Below are 15,331 nucleotides of genomic sequence, written 5' to 3'. Positions count from 1 at the left end.
AAGCGGCGCCTTTCTGCGTTCTGGGTGGTCCCGGATGGCCGGCCTTTACCCGGTGGGGCAAACCTTTTATGGTTTGCCTGAAGCCCGGTGTAATATCCGGGCCGGAGATACCCGGGAAAGGAAAAGGAATTTCGCAATGGTGGTCTCAGCACGGTCGGGAGCCAGGGTCAGCTCCGAGCTATCGAAAGGAGGTGAAGCGCTGACTATTCGCGTGTGTGGAAATTTTGATTTCAACATGCACCGCGAATTCCAGCGCGCCTACCAGAATCTCTCCCCGGCTCCCAAGCGATACCGAATCGATCTCTCCGAAACCCAGCACCTCGACAGCGCCGCGCTGGGCATGCTGTTGCTGCTGCGCGATCACTGCCTCGGCGGCGAAGAAGACGAGGGGCAGTGCAGGGTGGAATTGCTGAACGCCAACGACCATGTGGAGAAGATTCTGCTGGTCTCCAACTTTGACAAGATCTTCACGCTGCGCTGATGGTCGCAGATGCCTTCCGGATACTGGTCATTGAAGCGGACCGCGACGAGGCGGTGCGGTTGCGGGAATTGCTGGACGGCTGCGCCCGGGGCATTGGCGCGATCGAAACCAGTGTGCTCGCCGACAGCCACAGTGCCCTGGACAACTGCCCGCAATTCCGGCCCGATCTGGTGATCTACGGCCCCGCCGCAGCGCCGCGGGCCACGCCGGAAGACCTGCAGTTGCTGCGCACCCGGGCCGGCCCCGAGCCGGTCCCGATCCTGTTTGTGAAATCCGAGCGGGAAACCCTCGGTTCCGCCTGCCTGCAGACCGGCTGCGACGATATCCTGGTGCGGCCCTACAACCCCAACCTGGTGCAGTTGAAGCTCGCCGCGCTACAGCGGTTCTGCGATTTCAACCGCTCGCTGCTGGCGCAGCGCAATCGCATGCGCCAGCACCATGCGGATCTCCTCCAGGAACAGGCCAGCGCGCGGCAGATTTTCAGCAATATGGGACGGGAGAGCTGCCTCGACCAGACCCGGGCCATCCGCTACCACCTGTCGCCGCGCGCGGTGCTGAACGGCGACGTGCTGGCGGCGGCCTACGCGCCGGGCGGCAAGCTGATGATGCTGCTGGGCGACTTTACCGGGCACGGCCTGGCGGCGGCGGTGGGGGCGGTGCCGCTGACTTCCATTTTCTATTCCATGGTGCCCAAGGGCTTTTCCCTCTGCCATATCCTGCGCGAACTCAACGCCAAGCTGCACCGGGTGCTGCCGGGCAATATGTTCTGCTGCGCGGTGATGCTGGAACTGGATCCGCACAAGCAGTACGGGCGCCTGTTCAACGGCGGTATGCCCAGCGCTTGCCTGCGCTGCGGATCCGGCAATCTGCGCATGCTGGAATCCCGGCATCTGCCCCTGGGGGTGCTGGCGGAGACAGAGGTGGACGAGGCGGTGATCCACTTTCCCCTGGAGACCGGCGACTACCTGTACCTGTGGAGCGATGGCATTCACGAAGCGCGCAACCTGAAGGGCGAGATGTTCGGTGAGCAGCGCCTGCTGGATGCGGTGTCTGCACCCATGGTGGAAGGGCGGCGCTTTGAGCATATCCTGGCGGCGGTCAACCATTTCGGTGCGGAGCAGCACGACGACCTGTCGCTGGTGGAGGTGGCCCTGGCGGACGTGGTGCCGCGGTCGACAACGGGATCCGAGATGGGCTCCGAGCCGGATCTGGAGATCGGCCGGCTGGGCAACTGGTCGATCAATTTCACCCTGGGCCCGGAAGAGCTGCGCGACGCCGATCCGCTGCCGCTGCTGCACAGTGTGCTGGCCCAGGTGCCGGGCGCCGCCAACTTCCAGGATTCGCTCGCCATTGTGCTCGGGGAGCTGTTCCGCAACGCGCTGGAGCACGGACTGTTGCGTCTGGACAGCGCTCTCAAGCGGACGGATCGCGGCTTTGCCGAATACTACCGGCAGCTCGACAGTGGCCGGCGACGCCTGAGCGGGGGCTGGATCCGCATCGCCCTGCGCTGCCGCGATCGCAGTGGCAGGGGCCTGCTGGAAGTGATCGTCGAGGACAGTGGCCCAGGCCTGCCGGAGGGGAATGCGGGACGCGGCAATAGCTACTCCGGCCGCGGCCTGCGGTTGTTGCGGGCCATCTGCCGCAGGCTGCAGGTGAAGCCCGGCAGCAGCCGCGTGCGCGCGGTGCTCGACTGGGGGCAGGTGGCCAGTCGCTCGCGCCGATTGCGCAAGCTGGCGATTTGAGCCGGCTTCAGGTGGGGATCACTGGCCCGTTGCGGCACTGCCGGGCCGATCGCCGGTTTTGCCCTTCAGCCAGTTCTGCAGTTTCTTGAGCTTGTAGGACAGGCGGCCGCGCCTGGATTTGCGCGCCTTGTCCTCGGCGCTGACCAGCCAGGCCACCTGGATCACCCGGCGTTCGCCCTGGAACGGCAGGTGGCCGTGAAAGGAGTTGTCCGCGCGCCTGAAAGCCACCAGGGTGCCGTACACCGGCGGGATTTCCGGTATCACGGTATCTTCGTAATCGTCGATGCGGTTCAGGAACCGCAGGCAGCCGCTGCCGGTCTCGGCCCAGTCGCCGTTCAGATAGAGCAGCGCGGTGGCGATCTTGGATTTGCCGTCGGTGTGGATATTGCCGTGGCGCTTTTTCAGCGAGCGGGAAATGGAGACGTAGGTGGGGTACTGGCCCATGTTGTCGATACCGAGGTTTTCCCCCAGGGCATTGGCAAAATCAGGGGCCACCAGTCGATCGATCAGGGCGTTGACACTGTTGCCGCACTGGTCCGCTTCGTAGGGCAGGTAGCCGGCGCCCCTGAGCCGGGGGAAGTCATCCAGCAGTGCCGGCATGATGTCCCGGGGCAGCATGTCCCTGGCGACCATGAAAGAAAACGGTTCCGAGCGGACCAGCGCGTCGCGATAGGCCGGTGAGTCGGTTTGCAGCCAGCTGGAGGCATCGGCAGTGGCGGTTGTCATTGTTGCGTGACCCTTGTCTTCGTATCCGGGGAAAATCGGGAAAAGCCCATCGATGCGGCGAATCGCCGGGAGCGGGGCAATACCGGCGCCCCGCGCATCGATGGGGGGGGCAAGATAGCAGAGGCGGGTGGGGTGGCCAAGGCGGCGGGTCCGCTTCCGGTGAGGACGAACGGTCGCCGGCGCCACGCCGAATCCAATGCAATTCCCGCCAGTCCCGGTATAATGCCGGTCAGTTTTTCATCAGCAGCGGCGCGCCATGCCCGAATTCCCGACATCCCGACACCGGCTGTCCGTGCGCGACCTGTCCTGCGAGCGGGACGGGCGGCGCCTGTTTGCGGGCCTGTCTTTCGAGCTGGCCGCCGGCGGCGCCCTGCAGCTCGCCGGCGCCAACGGCGCCGGCAAGACGACGCTGCTGCGGACCCTGATCGGCAGCGCCGGCGACTTCGGCGGCGAGATCCTGTGGAATGGCAGGCCGCTGCCCCGGGCGCTGCCGGCGCTGCGCGAATCGCTGCTCTATATCGGCCACCAGGCGGGTGTGCGCCGCGGCCTGACGCCGCTGGAGAACCTGTCCTGGTACGGCGCGGCGGAAGACGATGCCCTGTGGGCTCTGGAGCAGGTGGACCTGTTCGGCTTTGAAGACAGTCTCTGCCAGCAGTTGTCCGCGGGCCAGAACCGCCGCGTGGCGTTGGCGCGTCTCTACCTGCCGGATGCGGCGCCGCTGTGGATTCTCGACGAGCCGCTGGCGGCGCTGGATGTGGCCGGCGTCGCCGGCCTGGAAGCGCGCATGGCCGATCACATCGATCGCGGTGGCAGTATCCTTTTTACTTCCCACCAGCCGTTGGCGCTGGCACAACTGCAGCGGCTGAACCTGTCGGATTGCGCAGCGATCCCCGGGGAAATCGGTGCGGGAGGTGACAGTGTCTTCAGTTGATCGTCTCGCCGCCGGCCCGGGGCTCTCCGCACTGCTGCGGGTGGAGCTGTTGCTGGCCCTGCGCCGCGGCGCGGATATCGCCAATCCGCTGCTGTTTTTTGTCACCGTGCTGGCTCTGTTGCCGCTGGGGGTGGGACCGGAGCCGGCGCTGCTGGCCCGCATGGCGCCGGGCATGATCTGGGTGGTGGCGCTGCTGGCGAGCATGTTGTCCCAGGAGAGCCTGTTCCGCAGCGATTTCGAGGACGGCTCCCTGGAGCAGCTGACGCTGTCGCCCCGGCCGCTGTATTTTGCCGTGCTGGCCAAGGTGGCGGTGCACTGGCTGGTGACCGGCCTGCCGTTGGCGCTGCTGTCGCCGCTGCTGGGGTTGATGCTGAACCTGCCCGCCGCGGGCTATTTCTGCCTGTTTGTTTCCCTGTTGCTGGGCACCGCCTGCCTGAGCCTGATCGGCGCCGTGGGCGCGGCTCTGACGGTTTCCCTGCGCCGCGCCGGCCTGTTGCTGGCGCTGATCGTTATGCCGCTGTATGTGCCCGTGTTAATCTTCGGCACCGGCGCAGTCCAGGCGGCCCTCGACGGCTACGCCTACAACGTACAACTGGCGGTGCTCGCCGCGCTGCTGGCGGTCGCCGCGGCACTGGCGCCGCTCGCTGCTGCGGGCGCAATCCGCATCAGCACCGATTCTTGACGGAGGTTTCCCTTGGCCTGGCAATGGTTTCACCGCTTGGGTTCGCCGCGCTGGTTTTACTGGAAAACCGGCGCCTGGCTGCCGTGGCTGGCGATTGCAAGCGGGCTGTTGCTATCGGCGGGTTCCCTCTGGGGGCTGGGCTTTGCACCGCAGGACGCCAAGCAGGGCGACAGCTACCGCATCATCTATATCCACGTGCCGGCCGCGTTTCTCGCCCTGGCGGGCTACTACATCATGGCCATCAGCGGCGCCATCGGCCTGATCTGGAAAATGAAGCTCTCCTACCTGGTGATGCGCGCGGCGGCGCTCATCGGCGCGGTGCTGACCTTCATCTCCCTGTTTACCGGCGCCGTCTGGGGCAAGCCCACCTGGGGGACCTACTGGGTCTGGGATGCGCGCATCACTTCCATGCTGATTCTGCTGTTCCTGTATATTGGCGTTATCGCGCTGTCCCGCGCCTTTGCCCGCGAGCAGGTGGCGGACAAGGCCTGTGCGATCCTGGCCCTGGTGGGCACGGTGAATATCCCCATCATCTACAAATCCGTGGATTGGTGGTTCACGCTGCACCAGCCGGCCACCATCAAACTGACCGAATCCAGCAGCATCGATCCGAGTATGTTTTATCCGTTGCTGACGATGATTATCGGTTTTTACTGTTTCTACGCCTGGGCGCTGCTGCTGCATACGCGCAACCTGGTGTTGCAGCGCGAGTGGCGCACAAACTGGGCGCAGCAGGCGCTGGCGGATAGGACGCCGGCGGCGGACAGATAGGAGGCGAGTCGATGGAATTCCAGTTTGCCGGCCTCGCCGATTTTCTCGCCATGAACGGCCACGGTCCCTATGTCTGGATCGCCTACGGCGTGACGTTGCTGGCCCTGGCGGGCCTGGTGATCCAGCCGGTATTGCGCCGGCGCCGGTTGCAGGCGGCGCTGAAACGCCAGCAGCGTATTCAGCAGCGCCGCCGGTCCGCGGAAAAAAGGAAGCGGGTGGCCGAACCTGCGTAAGCTTGAAAACAACACCCCCTCTCCCACCGGGAGAGGTGACCGATGGAATTATCCGGAGCACAACGAAAACAATGCACCCAGTACGCAAGCAACGCCTGATCCTGGTGATCGTCCTGGTCGCGCTGTCCAGCGCGGCGGCGGGTTTCGTCACCTATGCGATGCGCAACAATATGAATTATTTCTATGCGCCCAGCGCTTTCGCCGCCGGTGATGTGCCCTTCGGGCAGCGTATTCGCGCCGGCGGCTGTGTAGTACCGGACAGTGTGGTGCGCGCCGACGACACCCTGGATGTGCGCTTTGCAATCACCGACGGCGAGGCGGATGTGAAGGTGGTGTTCGACAGGATACTGCCGGACCTGTTTGCGGAAGGGGAGGCCGCGGTGGTCACCGGTACCCTGCAGCGCGACGGCACCCTGCACGCCGACCAGGTGCTGGCCAAGCACGATGAAAACTACACGCCGCCGGAAGTCGCCGAGTCAATGGGCGCCAATGCGAACTGCGGGGACGGAGCTGGGATATGACACCGGAATTCGGCCACTTTGCCCTGATCGTGGGCCTGTTGTTGTCCATTGCGCTGGCGTCGATCCCCATGGTCGGCAGTTACACGGCGCGACCGCTGTGGATGGCCGCCGGGCGGCCGCTGGCGTTGGGGGTGATGGTGTTTACCGCTGTCGCCTTCGCCTGCCTGGCAGTAGCCTTCGCGCAGAGCGACTTCAGCGTCAACTATGTAGCGCAGAATTCCAACAGCATCCTGCCGCTGCACTACAAGCTCACCGCCGTCTGGGGTGGCCACGAGGGCTCGATTTTGCTGTGGCTGCTGATACAGGCGGGCTGGGCGGCCGCGGTGGCGCTTTTCAGCCGGCAACTGCCGGACGAGCTTATGGCCAGGGTACTGTCGGTGCTGGGTATGGTGCTGGTGGGCTTTTTCCTGTTTATCCTGCTCACCTCCAATCCGTTCGACCGAACCCTGCCGTTCCCGCCCATGGACGGCAACGACCTGAATCCGCTGTTGCAGGATCCGGGTATGATCATTCACCCGCCGCTGTTGTACATGGGGTATGTGGGATTTTCCGTGGCTTTCGCCTTCGCGATTGCGGCGCTGCTGGGTGGGCAGCTCGACAGCGCCTGGGCCCGTTGGGCGCGCCCCTGGACTGCGGTGGCCTGGTCTTTCCTGGGGCTGGGTATCGCGCTGGGCAGTTGGTGGGCCTACTACGAACTGGGCTGGGGTGGCTGGTGGTTCTGGGATCCGGTGGAAAACGCTTCCTTTATGCCCTGGCTGGTGGGCACGGCGCTGTTGCACTCGCTGGCGGTCACCGAAAAGCGGGGCCTGTTCAAGAGCTGGACCATCCTGCTGGCGATCTTCTCCTTCAGCCTCAGCCTGCTGGGTACCTTCCTGGTCCGTTCCGGGGTACTGACTTCGGTGCACGCTTTCGCCACGGATCCGCTGCGCGGGAGTTTCATCCTGGCGTTCCTGGCGGTGGTGATCGGCCTGTCGCTGTTGCTGTTCGCGCTGCGCGCACCGTCGGTCAGTGCCGGCAGTGTCTTTTCCTTCCGCTCGCGCGAGACCTTCCTGCTGGGCAACAATGTCCTGTTGATATTGATGATGGCGGTGGTGCTGACCGGCACCCTCTACCCACTGCTGGCGGACGCGTTGAACTGGGGCAAGCTCAGCGTGGGCCCGCCGTTTTTCAATCTGTTCTTCGTGCCGCTGATGACGGCACTGGCCCTGCTGCTGGGGCTGGGTATTCACGCCAACTGGAAAGACAGCCACTGGGATAAACTGCTCGGCGCCTGGCGCCTGCCGCTGGCCATTGCCGTCATCGGCGCCCTGGCGCTGCCGTTTGCGCTGGGCGGATTCCATTGGGGGGCCGCACTGGGCCTGTTCGCGGGGCTCTGGGTCGTGGCGTCCAGTGTGGCCGATATCGTCGCCAGGACGCGCAACGCCAAATCCTTCGCCGCCGGTCTCGGGCGCCAGCGGGCCAGTTACTACGGCATGCACCTGGCCCATATCGGCCTGGCGGTATCCGTGCTGGGTGTGGCGCTGACCACTGTCTACAGCGTGGACGAAGACGTGCGCATGTCTCCGGGCAGCACCCATTCGGTGGCCGGCTACGATTTCCGCTTCGACGGTGTGCGCATCGCCCGTGGGCCGAATTTCCGCGCCTCCGAGGGCGTGCTCCATGTCAGCCGCGACGGCAGCCCGGTGGCCGAACTGTACCCACAGAAGCGGAATTATTTCTCCGGCGGCAATACCATGACCGAGGCGGCCATCGACTCCGGCCTGTTTAGGGACATCTACGTGGCCCTGGGCGAGCCGCTGGACGAGTCGAATCCCGACGGCGACTGGGCCGTGCGCCTGCAGTACAAGGCGTTTGTGGTCTGGATCTGGCTGGGTGCACTGCTGATGGCCATCGGCGGCGGTATCGCCGTGGCGGACAAGCGCTACCGCAGGGCCCGGGCCGCGCGCGGCGCCGGGGCGGACGCGGTTCCGGCGGGTGTCTGAGACTAGTGGTCCATGCGGTAAATTCTGTAACACTATCTCTTCGCCACAGGTCCCAGTGCTGCGTTGAAAAAGCTTGAATTAGCGCTGCTAGTCCTGCGCTTTTTCGCCTTGCCCTGGAACCTGTGGCTGTGAGCTAGAGTCACCGAATTTACCGCACGAACCACTAGGGAGTTTTCGCAATGGCCAGACTGAAACTGTTTTTGCCGCTGATCATCTTCGCTGCGCTGGCGCTGCTTTTCTGGCGGGGCCTGTCACTGGATCCGCAGGAGATGCCGTCCGCGCTGCTGAACAAGCCGGTGCCGGAATTTTCCCTGCCGGACGTGGCCGACGGCGGCGGTGTGTTGAGCCGCGCGGACCTGCCGGACAAGCCGCTGTTGCTGAATGTCTGGGCCACCTGGTGCATCGCCTGCCGCGTGGAGCATCCCTACCTGAACAAGCTGGCGGAAACGGGCGTGCCCATTGTCGGCGTCAACCTGAAGGACGACGACACCGAGGCGCGGCAATGGCTGGAGAAATTCCACAACCCCTATCTGTTCAGCATTGCCGATAGAGAGGGCAAGCTGGCACTGGACCTGGGGGTTTTCGGTGCGCCGGAAACCTTCCTCGTCGATGCCGACGGCACCATCCGCTGCAAGCATGTGGGGGTGGTGGACGATCGGATCTGGCAGACCAAGCTGCAGCCACTCTATCGGAAACTGCAACAACAACCCTGGGACGAGTTTGCCGGTGAGCTATCGGATTCCCTCATTTCCCGTTGTCAGTGAGATCGAGGAAAAGAAAAGCCGCTTTATCTGCTGGCTGGGGCCGGTGCAGGACAAGGCGACTTTCCAGCGCGCGCTGGAGGCGATGCGCGCCCGCTACCCGGACGCCAGCCACCACTGCACCGCGCTGGTCATCGGCAATCCCGCCAACCCCGACACCATGCAATCCGATGACGACGGCGAACCCGGCGGCAGTGCCGGCCGGCCGATGCTGGAGCTGTTGTTGAAACAGGAAGTCGGCAATGTCGGCGCCGTCGTCAGCCGCTATTTCGGCGGTACCAAGCTGGGTGTCGGTGGCCTGATGCGCGCCTACCGCGGCGCCGTGGGTGCGGCGTTGCAGTCTGCCGAGCTGAATCCTTTTGTACCCCTGGTGCGGGTCGAGATCCGCTGCGACTTCGCCGGGGAGTCCCGCCTGCGCTATCTGGCAGGTCGGTATGGCGGCGCCTGCGGCAATGCCGACTACAGCGACCGGGTCAGCATCGGCCTGGAGCTGCCCCGGGACCAGTGGCCGGAGCTGAAAGAACAGTTGTCGGCGGAGGGTTTCGAAATCCGGGCGCAGGGCGATTAGCCCTTGACCTCCCTATCCGGAAACGCCGGGCCCCGGCTCGGCGGGCCTGCAAAAGGAGGCTGCGAAACTTCCCCGTCGGGGTTGTTGCAAGAATGCCTTCGGTTGTGGCGGCAGATGGTGTTTTCACCGTAGTATTGGGGGTTATCGGCGCACAGGAGTGCTGTCGGACCTTGATTCGGGGAAATGGGGAATGATGAGACTGGTAATGGCGGTGCTGTTGATGGCGCTTGCCAATGGAGTACTGGCCTGCTCCTGTGCCTTTCCGGAGGGAACACTGGAGGAAAAGGTACGGAGCTCCGTCGAAAGCGCCGCCGCGGTGGTCCTGGCCCGGGCGGAATCCATATCGGAGGCGCAGCTCCCCTCTCGCTTCGGGCGCCCGGAATCCGAGGGGTACCCGGGTGAAATCACACACTTCAGTGAAATCCGTTCCTGGAAGGGCAGCCACGGTAAGCAGTTCTACACAAGGATAACGACGGCCTGTTGTATGTGCGGCAGGTCGTTCGACGAGGGGGACACCTACCTGTTGTATCTCTACGGCCCCGACGATGAGGGCTTCTATAGTACAAGCATTTGCAGCCGGACCAGTGCGCAGTCGAGAGTTGAAGAGGGAGAGCTGGAGGTACTGGAGCGGGTTGCCGCCGAACAGTCGAAGAAAAGAGAGTAACCCAGATTCCTTTTCGCAGCGTATTAGCCAACCTTAAACATATCACTTTCTGGCCGGCCCTGGCCGGAATCCTGCTGGTGCTGGCCTTGACGGTGGCGGATGAGCAGCGATTTGTCGCCATTACCACATCCGTCAACGCCGCCATCATCGATCATTTTTCCGCTCTGTTTCTATACTCGGCCGTGGCGCTGCTGGGGCTGTGTCTCTATATCTACTGTTCGCCGCTGGGGAGGATGCGTATCGGCGGTGGGCAGGCGGCCAGGATCTATTCCCCGTTTCGCTGGTTTGCGGTGTCCCTGACCACGGTGATCGCCATGGGCATCCTGTTCTGGGCGGTGGCCGAACCGGTGGTGCATTTCCGCGAACCGCCGGACTTCAGCGGTGTGGAGCCGGGCACCGATGCGGCGATGATATTCTCCATGTCCACGGTATTCGTACACTGGACACTGGCTCCTTACGCCATTTACACCGTCGCCGGCCTGACTTTTGCGCTGGCGTTCTACAACCTGGGTTGCGAGTTTTCCGTGGGATCGCTTTTTCGACCGCTGCTGGGCCGGGGGCTGGCTGAGCCGGTGGCGCAGGTGATCGATGGGCTGGTGCTCTTTGCAGTGGTTGTCGGAATGTCCGCCGTATTGAGTGCGGGACTGCTATTGATCGGCGACGGTGTTCAATTCCTGTTTGCGCTGCCGAAATCCCCCGGCATCTACGCCGCGATTGCAGGCTTTATTGTCGCCGTGGCGTTACTGTCGGCCGCCAGTGGCCTGCGCCAGGGGATACAGTTACTGGCCCGCATCAATACGATGGTGTTCGTACTGTTGCTGTTCTACCTGCTGCTTGTCGGGCCCACTGCATTTATTGTACGCATCGGTGCCCTGTCGCTGTTCGACTTCCTGATCGATTTCTTTCCCCGCCAGTTGCTGTGGAGTGAGCCGGAAGGCAGCCGATGGTCCGGCTGGTGGACGACGGCATTCTATGCCAGCTGGTTTGCCTGGGCGCCCTTGTCGTGCCTCTTCCTTGGCAAAATTGCGCGGGGCTATACGGTGCGGCAATTTATCCTGGTCAACCTGTTGTTGCCCTCATTGTTCAGCGTGTTGTGGTTTTCGGTCTTCGGCGGTGCGACGCTGTATTTTGACAGCGTTGGCGACGGCAGTATGTTCGCCGCCTACCAGAGCGAGGGCCTGGCGGCCATGGCCTACCAGTTATTCAGTTACCTGCCCGGCAGCGCGACACTCAGTGTATTTTTTGTGTTTGCCTGTCTTGTTTCCTTTATCACTGCCACCGATTCGAATACCGATGCTATCGGTGGCCTCTGTATGAAAGCGGTAACGGCCGAACGGATGGGGTCGCCGTTTGTGATCAAGCTGCTCTGGGCGGCCGTCATCGGGGTTATCGGCTGGTGCAGTGCCACCTACCTGGGGACCGATGGCATCAAGATGCTGGCGAATCTCGCCGGTTTGCCCGGTGTGCTGATCGTCCTGGGAAGCGGGATCTCGTTGCTGGTGCTGGCGAGAAGACTGACTTGACGAAGTGAACTGGAAGACAAAGTTCGTTTCGATTGGCGCATCGATCCACCTTCGGGTTGACAGCGCTGTCAGTGCAGGCCAAAGATGACAGCGTTGTCGATACAGAGCCGTATTCGCCGTTCCGGGTGAGCGTCCGCAATCTGCCTACAGGTCACAACCAGAGTGCCATCGGCTCTGTGCCAGCGGAAATTGATGCGGGTGCAGGTTCGCCAAAACAATAATGGAGACTCGACCATGTTCTCAGCCTCAACAGCCCGCGATTACAGCGGGATTCTGTTCGCGCTATTCCTGTCCCTGGGAGGCAGTGGAGCCGCTGCCTATGACTGCGCCGGCCTGCCCGAATGGAGCAGTGCCGAAGCCTACTCCGGCGGCGCAGAAGTCCGGTACAGCGCAGTCGCCTATTCGGCCAACTGGTGGAACCGGGGCGCGAACCCCGAAGCGCACTCGGGGGAGTGGCAGGAGTGGGCCGAGCTCGGGGCCTGCGACGACAGTGGCTCTTCGTCCAGCTCGTCTTCGAGCAATTCGTCGTCCTCCAGCAGTTCCTCCTCCAGCAGTTCGTCCAGCTCTTCCTCGGGTTCCTCCGGGGGCGGGTCCTGCAGCGCCCCGCAGTATGTGGCGGGAACGGCCTACGGTGTCGGCGACCTGGTGCGGAATCTCGGCGAAGAATATCGCTGCGATATCGCCGGCTGGTGCTCGTCGACTTCCGCCTGGGCCTACGCGCCGGGGGAGGGCGATCACTGGCAGGAGGCCTGGACGCACACGGGCAGTTGCGGAAGTTCGTCCAGTTCGTCGAGCAGTTCCGGTTCCTCCAGCAGTGGCAGTTCCTCGAGCGGCGGTTCCAGTGGCGGCAACGGCGAGCGCATCATTTCCGGCTACTGGCACAACTTCGACAACGGTGCCGGCGTTATCCCGATCGCCGAGGTTTCGGATGCCTTCGATGCGATCAATGTGTCTTTCGCCGAGCCGACCGGTGCGGCACCGGGTGAAATCGGCTTTACCCTCGATCCGCTGTTCGACGAACAGGCGTTTATCGACGGTATCCGGGCAAAGCAGGCCGCCGGCAAGAAGGTGATCATCAGTATCGGCGGTGCCAACGGACAGGTGCGGCTGGAGTCCGCCGCGGCGCGCGATAATTTTGTCAGCTCAATGATGGAAATTATCGACCGCTACGGTTTCGACGGCCTGGATGTGGATTTCGAGGGGCACTCGCTGGAACTGGACGCCGGCGATGTGGATTACCGCAACCCGACCACGCCGGTGATCGTCCACCTGATCGAGGCGCTGCAGGCGCTGACATCACACTACGGCGATGACTTCATGCTGACCATGGCCCCGGAGACCTTCTTCGTTCAGCTGGGTTACAGTTTTTACGGCGGCTCCTGTTCCGGCTGTGACCGGCGCGCCGGTGCCTATCTCCCCGTCATCCATGCAATGCGCGACGAGCTCGATTGGCTGCAGGTGCAGCACTACAACTCCGGCGCGATTATCGGGCTGGACGACCAGTATCACACCATGGGCGTGGCGGATTTCCATATCGCCATGGCGGATATGGTACTGACCGGCTTTAACGTCGGCGGCAACCCCGACTACCACTTCCCGCCGCTGCGGCAGGACCAGGTGCTGATCGGCCTGCCGGCCAATGTAAATGCCGGTGGTGGCTTTACGCCTGTCGGCGATGTGCACGCGGCGCTCAATTGCCTGGTGAAGCTGCAGGGCTGTACTACCTATACGCCGCACACCGATACCGGCTGGACCGGGCTCGGTGGCCTGATGACCTGGTCGATCAACTGGGATGAGTTCAATAACTACGAGTTTTCCAGCGAACACCGGGCGTTTCTCGATGCGCTTTGAATGAGCGATGCTGTGTAAACCGCGGGCGGCCCCGGGGCGATTGGCGCCGGGCCGTTTTTTCAGGCATGTAATAGCGGGAGCGCAAAATATTTTGCGCAGGCTGCCGGCAATTTTTCGGCCCCGTCCAGAACAAAAAAAGGCCCACACTTTCGTGTGGGCCTTCTTCGTATATGGCGGACCGGACGGGACTCGAACCCGCGACCTCCGGCGTGACAGGCCGGCATTCTAACCAGCTGAACTACCGGTCCGCATTCCTCGCTTCCCTGTTGCAACCCGCTGGGCAGGTGAGGAGAAGTGGTGGGTGGTACAGGGGTCGAACCTGTGACCTACGGCTTGTAAGGCCGTCGCTCTCCCAACTGAGCTAACCACCCCGTGTCAGGAGCTGCGTATCTTAATGAAAAAATTTGCCCCGTCAACGCCTTCGGGAAAAATTTTTTGTCTTTCAACAAGTTATCGGGTGCGTCGGTCCGCAACCCCGGGTGTGTCCGGGAACCCTGGCGCTGCTATAATCGCGCAAATTTCCGGCGGAAGAACGATCGTGAGAGACCCTGTGAAACAGTCGCACTGGCCGGCGCTGGCCGCGGCGGCACTGTGTGTCCTGTGCTTCTCCCTGGCGGCGCGAGCGGCTGTGGAGGTGGAGGCGTTGTCCACGCCGGAGCTGGAGGCGCGCTATCGGGTGTTGATTGAGGAGATGCGCTGCCCCAAGTGCCAGAACCAGAACCTGGCCGGCTCCGACTCACCGGTGGCCGGCGACCTGCGCCGGGAGATCCGGCGGCTGCTGGAGGAGGGCTTCACCGATGTGGAAATCACCGACTATATGGTGGCCCGCTACGGGGATTTCGTGCTCTACCGCCCGCCGCTGCAGCGCAATACCTTCGCACTCTGGGTGGCGCCCGGGGTGTTCGCTGCCATTGGTCTGCTGGCGCTGATCGTGATCGTGATGCGATCGCGCAGCGGAACCGGCGCCAGCCAGAGCGATGTGAGCACGGAATTGACCGACGACGAGCGCCGAAGGCTCGAGCGCCTGTTGGGCGGTGACGCGGATGGCCTCGGCGGCAGTGACAAGAATATAGAGAAATAACACCATGACTGAACTCTGGATGGGGCTGGCCCTGCTGATACTGACGCTGGTATTCGTACTCCTGTGGCCGACGCTGCGCGGTGCCGGCGCCGACAGCGCCGCGACCGCCGGTAGCAAGCGCGATGTGCTGGCGAATCTCTACCGCGAACAGCAGTCAGAACTGAAGGCCGCGCGGGAGAGCGGCGCACTGGACGATAGCCAGTACGCCGAACTGGAGGCGGAAATGGCGCGCAACCTGCTGGCCGCCGAGGCCTCGGGCGAAACCGCCGCGCCGGCGCGGCGCGGTCGCGGACTGCTGCTGGCCGTGGCGCTGCTGCTGCCGCTGGCGGCACTGGGGCTCTATTTTGGCACCGGCCACTACGACGACCTGGCGCTCTACCGGGATATCGCCGCCAGCCGGCAGGGCGTCACCGATGCGGCTACCGAAACGCGGATTACCCGCGCGCTGAAAAAGCACAGTGAAAATCATCCCGACGATCTCACCAGCCGCTACGCGCTGGCCCAGCGCCTGATGGTCAGCGGCGATATGCAGGGCGCCGTGGATGCCTACCGCTATGTGGCGGAGCGCGAACCCGAGGCCGCCGGCGTCCGGGCGGAACTGGCGCAGGCGATGTTCTTCGCCCGCGGTTCGAAGATGGACGCCGAAATCAGCGGCCTGGTGGATCGGGTGCTGCAGGCGCAGCCGGAGAACGGCACGGCACTGGGCCTGGCCGGCATCGCCGCCTTCGAGCGCGGCGAGCACCGCGCCGCACGGGATTACTGGCAGCGCGCGCTGGACCAGCTGTCGCCGGGCTCCGCCGCGGCGCAGGCGCTG

At 63.6% G+C, this 15,331-nt stretch carries 16 protein-coding genes and 2 tRNA genes; 15 read left to right on the top strand and 3 right to left on the bottom strand.

From position 1 onward, the window contains the following. Positions 1–34: 34 nt before the first annotated feature. A complete protein-coding gene (locus OQE62_RS13150) occupies positions 35–481 on the top strand; it encodes an STAS domain-containing protein (RefSeq protein ID WP_322746575.1) in 447 nt (148 codons plus the stop codon). Then, positions 481–2,223, top strand: coding sequence for an ATP-binding SpoIIE family protein phosphatase (locus OQE62_RS13145; RefSeq protein WP_265722501.1), 1,743 nt, complete (start codon positions 481–483; stop codon positions 2,221–2,223). The genes OQE62_RS13150 and OQE62_RS13145 overlap by 1 nt, the downstream gene beginning before the upstream one ends. 18 nt (positions 2,224–2,241) lie before the next feature. On the opposite strand, the gene OQE62_RS13140 is transcribed toward OQE62_RS13145, so the two are convergent. Then, positions 2,242–2,949: a 2OG-Fe(II) oxygenase family protein gene (locus OQE62_RS13140; RefSeq protein WP_265722500.1), complete on the bottom strand. Its 708-nt coding sequence runs from the start codon at positions 2,947–2,949 to the stop codon at positions 2,242–2,244. Positions 2,950–3,205: 256 nt separating this feature from the next. On the opposite strand from OQE62_RS13140, the gene ccmA reads away from it, so the two are divergent. The 11 genes from ccmA to OQE62_RS13085 all read left to right on the top strand — a co-directional run bounded on the left by ccmA (position 3,206) and on the right by OQE62_RS13085 (position 13,436). After that, the gene (gene ccmA / locus OQE62_RS13135) at positions 3,206–3,880 is read left to right on the top strand and encodes a cytochrome c biogenesis heme-transporting ATPase CcmA (protein WP_265722499.1); all 675 of its coding nucleotides are present in this window, start codon (positions 3,206–3,208) and stop codon (positions 3,878–3,880) included. After that, positions 3,867–4,562, top strand: coding sequence for a heme exporter protein CcmB (gene ccmB / locus OQE62_RS13130; RefSeq protein ID WP_265722498.1), 696 nt, complete (start codon positions 3,867–3,869; stop codon positions 4,560–4,562). Before ccmA ends, ccmB begins: the two co-directional genes overlap by 14 nt. Positions 4,563–4,574: 12 nt before the next feature. Next, positions 4,575–5,333, top strand: coding sequence for a heme ABC transporter permease (locus OQE62_RS13125; protein ID WP_265722497.1), 759 nt, complete (start codon positions 4,575–4,577; stop codon positions 5,331–5,333). An 11-nt stretch (positions 5,334–5,344) separates the two neighbouring features. Then, entirely contained in the window at positions 5,345–5,566 is a 222-nt protein-coding gene (gene ccmD, locus OQE62_RS13120; RefSeq protein ID WP_265722496.1) for a heme exporter protein CcmD, read from the top strand. Between the two features lie 71 nt (positions 5,567–5,637). Further along, positions 5,638–6,087 carry a cytochrome c maturation protein CcmE gene (gene ccmE, locus OQE62_RS13115; protein ID WP_265722495.1) on the top strand — a complete coding sequence of 150 codons (450 nt, stop codon included), beginning with the start codon at positions 5,638–5,640 and terminating at the stop codon, positions 6,085–6,087. Further along, on the top strand, positions 6,084–8,069 hold the full coding sequence (locus OQE62_RS13110; RefSeq protein ID WP_265722494.1) for a heme lyase CcmF/NrfE family subunit: 1,986 nt from the start codon (positions 6,084–6,086) through the stop codon (positions 8,067–8,069). The genes ccmE and OQE62_RS13110 overlap by 4 nt, the downstream gene beginning before the upstream one ends. Before the next feature lie 179 nt (positions 8,070–8,248). Next, on the top strand, positions 8,249–8,833 hold the full coding sequence (locus OQE62_RS13105; protein WP_265722493.1) for a DsbE family thiol:disulfide interchange protein: 585 nt from the start codon (positions 8,249–8,251) through the stop codon (positions 8,831–8,833). Continuing rightward, positions 8,796–9,398, top strand: coding sequence for an IMPACT family protein (locus OQE62_RS13100; protein WP_265722492.1), 603 nt, complete (start codon positions 8,796–8,798; stop codon positions 9,396–9,398). The genes OQE62_RS13105 and OQE62_RS13100 overlap by 38 nt, the downstream gene beginning before the upstream one ends. Before the next feature lie 190 nt (positions 9,399–9,588). Continuing rightward, positions 9,589–10,062, top strand: coding sequence for a hypothetical protein (locus OQE62_RS13095; RefSeq protein WP_265722491.1), 474 nt, complete (start codon positions 9,589–9,591; stop codon positions 10,060–10,062). 5 nt (positions 10,063–10,067) lie between these two features. Further along, entirely contained in the window at positions 10,068–11,585 is a 1,518-nt protein-coding gene (locus OQE62_RS13090; protein WP_322746578.1) for a BCCT family transporter, read from the top strand. Positions 11,586–11,819: 234 nt separating this feature from the next. Further along, positions 11,820–13,436: a glycosyl hydrolase family 18 protein gene (locus OQE62_RS13085; RefSeq protein WP_265722490.1), complete on the top strand. Its 1,617-nt coding sequence runs from the start codon at positions 11,820–11,822 to the stop codon at positions 13,434–13,436. A 171-nt stretch (positions 13,437–13,607) separates the two neighbouring features. On the opposite strand, the gene OQE62_RS13080 is transcribed toward OQE62_RS13085, so the two are convergent. Together OQE62_RS13080 and OQE62_RS13075 are read right to left on the bottom strand one after the other, a co-directional pair. After that, positions 13,608–13,684: transfer RNA gene (locus OQE62_RS13080), tRNA-Asp, on the bottom strand. Positions 13,685–13,731: 47 nt separating this feature from the next. Continuing rightward, positions 13,732–13,807, bottom strand: a tRNA-Val gene (locus OQE62_RS13075). A 179-nt stretch (positions 13,808–13,986) separates the two neighbouring features. On the opposite strand from OQE62_RS13075, the gene OQE62_RS13070 reads away from it, so the two are divergent. Together OQE62_RS13070 and ccmI are read left to right on the top strand one after the other, a co-directional pair. Further along, positions 13,987–14,517: a cytochrome c-type biogenesis protein gene (locus OQE62_RS13070; RefSeq protein ID WP_265722489.1), complete on the top strand. Its 531-nt coding sequence runs from the start codon at positions 13,987–13,989 to the stop codon at positions 14,515–14,517. Between the two features lie 4 nt (positions 14,518–14,521). Further along, positions 14,522–15,331: c-type cytochrome biogenesis protein CcmI (gene ccmI, locus OQE62_RS13065; protein ID WP_265722488.1), on the top strand; the 810-nt coding region annotated here is incomplete at its 3' end.

Source organism: Microbulbifer halophilus (genome assembly GCF_026183675.1).
In the GTDB taxonomy this organism is placed as follows: Bacteria; Pseudomonadota; Gammaproteobacteria; order Pseudomonadales; family Cellvibrionaceae; genus Microbulbifer; species Microbulbifer halophilus.
This window is presented reverse-complemented; position numbering and strand designations above follow the sequence as displayed.

Coding starts and splice junctions, on each gene's coding strand:
- OQE62_RS13150 (WP_322746575.1), top strand. CDS start 35: ATGGCCGGCCTTTACCCGGTGGGGCAAACCTTTTATGGTTTGCCTGAA.
- OQE62_RS13145 (WP_265722501.1), top strand. CDS start 481: ATGGTCGCAGATGCCTTCCGGATACTGGTCATTGAAGCGGACCGCGAC.
- OQE62_RS13140 (WP_265722500.1), bottom strand. CDS start 2,949: ATGACAACCGCCACTGCCGATGCCTCCAGCTGGCTGCAAACCGACTCA.
- ccmA (WP_265722499.1), top strand. CDS start 3,206: ATGCCCGAATTCCCGACATCCCGACACCGGCTGTCCGTGCGCGACCTG.
- ccmD (WP_265722496.1), top strand. CDS start 5,345: ATGGAATTCCAGTTTGCCGGCCTCGCCGATTTTCTCGCCATGAACGGC.
- ccmE (WP_265722495.1), top strand. CDS start 5,638: ATGCACCCAGTACGCAAGCAACGCCTGATCCTGGTGATCGTCCTGGTC.
- OQE62_RS13110 (WP_265722494.1), top strand. CDS start 6,084: ATGACACCGGAATTCGGCCACTTTGCCCTGATCGTGGGCCTGTTGTTG.
- OQE62_RS13105 (WP_265722493.1), top strand. CDS start 8,249: ATGGCCAGACTGAAACTGTTTTTGCCGCTGATCATCTTCGCTGCGCTG.
- OQE62_RS13095 (WP_265722491.1), top strand. CDS start 9,589: ATGATGAGACTGGTAATGGCGGTGCTGTTGATGGCGCTTGCCAATGGA.
- OQE62_RS13085 (WP_265722490.1), top strand. CDS start 11,820: ATGTTCTCAGCCTCAACAGCCCGCGATTACAGCGGGATTCTGTTCGCG.